Genomic DNA, 2,859 nt, shown 5'->3' with positions numbered 1-2,859 from the left:
TCGCCTCACGCCCTGCGACGGTCCTGTTCTGGATGTCAGGGGTACCCGAAAGCAGATTGACGACGCCAGATGAGGCTGCCCCCTCCCCTGCCGGCCCACCACAGATTGCGTCGTGTTGGTGGCTGGCGATCGCCCGTGCGCCACTGCACGCGGGCGCCGCGCGTACGGTGTTTCGGGCGCCGTCGCGGTTCTGCGAAGCGAGGTATTACGCCCTATCCATTCGATCGTGGGGCCGCCTTCAACGAGGTTCTGCGGCGCGCGGGCGGTCAACCAGGATTGCGTTGCGTCGCCGCGCTAACGGCCATGCAAGCCCCCTGCCCGACCTATGAAGCAGAACCGCCAATCTCGCGCTCGTAGAGCAGGAGCGTCGCGTCTGCGACGACGTCGGCGAGCACGCGCTTGCGTGCCGGGTCCGCATCGCGAAGAGCATAGAGTCTCGCAGCGGTCTCGGGATCTACCCTCACGTTGATCGCGATATTGCGATTGCCGGTTACGCGTGGCGGCCGTTGGAATGTCCCGGCTTGGGAACGCTCTTGAGGCACGGGCGCCGCTACAGGCGGGGCAGCTACGGCCGGAACAGCCGGACGCGACGGAAAGCCCGCCCCGTCGCTGATCTCGCGTAGCTTGGCTGGATCCTTGTTCGGGGGCGTATCATCGAACTCCGAGAGATCGAGCCTGGACCGGGTCATGCTGCCTCCTTCACGGTACGCGCCTTACGCAGCCTTGCGATCACTGCTGCCGCATAGGCCTCGGCGTTCTCGAGCGCTGCCTTCATGTTACCGACGCCTTTGTCGTTGATGGTGCGAAGCGTTCCACCAGCGGCGAACATCGCGCGATAGGCCTCGCGATTGTAGATCATGACCGGAAGGACTGGAATTTCAGCATCGTTGAACTGCTCCGCGATGTCCTTCTGATTGTTCGAGCGGAGCGCCGGCGGGATTTGGCTGAACAGGATCGCATAATCGATCTCTGTCCTGGTGCCGCGCGCCGTCTGTTTGACGAGCTTGATAGCGCGGGCGGCCTGGGTGGCATCCAGATGCGACCCCTTGCAAGGAATGATCACCAGATCGCTTTGCGCGATTGCGAACGTGACGGTCGCGGTCGCCGCGCCTTCGAGGTCGACCAGCGTGAAGCGCGCTTCCGACGCGCCCCTCTCGATCTCGTCGATGATCGCGTTTTCATCGCGGCACCCAACGACAGTGATGGCATCTGGACGTCCCGGTAGCTGCCCCCACTCAACCAGCGGAAGGTTCGGGTCAGCATCGATAAGGCGCACGGTGCCCCCCGCGTCAGCGAGTTCTCCGGCAAGCAGAAGTGTTGCGGTGGTTTTGCCCACCCCGCCTTTCGGGGACACGAAGCTAATGACTGGCATGCTGCTCTCCGCTTGCGGCCTGGTTGCTACCAAGTAGCAGCCAACACTCAAACGCCACCATAAGCTACGTTGGTAGCTAACGTCTAGCTGCCTTGACGCGATCGCCACGCGATCTGATCGCAACCCAGATGGTAGTTTGTAGCGATATGATCGCGACAATGACACGTTTTACACGCTATTGGATTGCTGTCATTTCGCAACTAGCACGCGCTCTGGTTGGTAGCAGGTTGCGACCGGCGATAAACTGGCAACTTCGTTTGCCCGTGACGGAGACCATATTCCCATCGTGTGCAATGACATAACAAAAATGACAGGCTTCCAACAACCCACTACCGGATTGCTGCCTGGTTGCTACCAACTAGCGATGCGGTAGTTCCTGACGTTCCTGTGGCTTCGCTCAAAGGTGATCCGCCAGGCCGTATCGAACTGCCCGCCGAAAAACCAACCAGCCCCGAAAGGTGCCGCATCCAAGAAACTTCACGCCGAAGCATAGCGGCCGCCACCTCAGAACCGGGCAAAAACGGACGAAGCGCGGCATCGGCTTCATCCGGCGTCGATGTGGCGGGACCGGCGCCCGAAATCCGCGGCTGGCGCTTTGCGAGCCGATTTGAACCTCAAGGGTGCCCACGAAAAATAGCGCGATATGTCCCTACATCAAGGAGCTGCCGAAGCAGCCCCGTTAATGATCATTCCTCCCAGAGCGGTTTGAGCTTGCGGGTCCGCTTGCCTGCGGGCCGGGGTGCCGGCGCGGGTATCCCGTGCGCTGCGATCTCTGCTTGGATGCTTCCGAGTTCCGCGAGCCATGCCTGGGTGCGTGCGGTATGAACGTGCATGTGGACTTCGTCTGATCGTTGAGACGGATGCGGGCCGACGATCGGGCGGGGTCAGGGTCACAGGACCGCGCAGCGGCCGCGCAAGCGGGGCGTGGGGGTGCCGATTTTGTCGTGGTCGAAGCGCAGCGAAGGCCGCGTCAAAATCGGGGGAACCGCGCATCCTTGACGCTGGCTCCGCCCGGTCGTCACGATGGACAGAGTCGACGACAGAGCCTTTCCGACGTTGGTAGGGCAGGGGAGGCGGTGACCCACGCGACGGTCTTGCCTCCCACGCGCGCCAATCACCCTTCCCGTACAACCGTCGTTGCCCAAATCGCGACCGTCAGCTGGTCGCTATCGAATTCCGCGGCAAGTCACGGGCATTGAGGCACTCGATCTCATCGGGAAGAATGCCGCTTCATGAAGACGTTGCCACGTGGGAAGTCGATCTCGCGTTTCCGTCGCACGCGCTCGGTTGCGCTCATCGCAGGGCGTTGAGTGGGGAGGGGGGTCTCGACATTCGCGATCCGATCCACTCGGCAGAACGAAGAGCCCCGACGCCATCACGCCGGGGCGGTGCATCATCGTTCGTCGACGCGCATGATCGTCAGGACGCGCGTGGTCTTGAAAGGATCTGCCGGATCCTCCGAGCCCGCGCTCAGGTCGTGATTGTAA

Annotated in this window: 3 protein-coding genes; all 3 read right to left on the bottom strand. The window is 62.2% G+C overall.

Going from position 1 to position 2,859, the window contains the following annotated elements:
- Positions 1–323: 323 nt before the first annotated feature.
- Positions 324–689, bottom strand: coding sequence for a hypothetical protein (locus tag RH91_RS22655; RefSeq protein ID WP_157137042.1), 366 nt, complete (start codon positions 687–689; stop codon positions 324–326).
- Positions 686–1,372: a ParA family protein gene (locus RH91_RS19770; protein WP_029624110.1), complete on the bottom strand. Its 687-nt coding sequence runs from the start codon at positions 1,370–1,372 to the stop codon at positions 686–688. Before RH91_RS19770 ends, RH91_RS22655 begins: the two co-directional genes overlap by 4 nt.
- A gap of 1,393 nt (positions 1,373–2,765) precedes the next feature.
- Positions 2,766–2,846: a DUF3768 domain-containing protein gene (locus tag RH91_RS22650; RefSeq protein WP_232283633.1), complete on the bottom strand. Its 81-nt coding sequence runs from the start codon at positions 2,844–2,846 to the stop codon at positions 2,766–2,768.
- Between the last annotated feature and the right edge of the window lie 13 nt (positions 2,847–2,859).

The sequence above is a fragment of the Sphingomonas sp. PAMC 26617 genome (assembly GCF_000242835.1).
Taxonomy (GTDB): Bacteria; Pseudomonadota; Alphaproteobacteria; order Sphingomonadales; family Sphingomonadaceae; genus Sphingomonas.
This window is presented reverse-complemented; position numbering and strand designations above follow the sequence as displayed.

Coding starts and splice junctions, on each gene's coding strand:
- RH91_RS22655 (WP_157137042.1), bottom strand. CDS start 689: ATGACCCGGTCCAGGCTCGATCTCTCGGAGTTCGATGATACGCCCCCG.
- RH91_RS19770 (WP_029624110.1), bottom strand. CDS start 1,372: ATGCCAGTCATTAGCTTCGTGTCCCCGAAAGGCGGGGTGGGCAAAACC.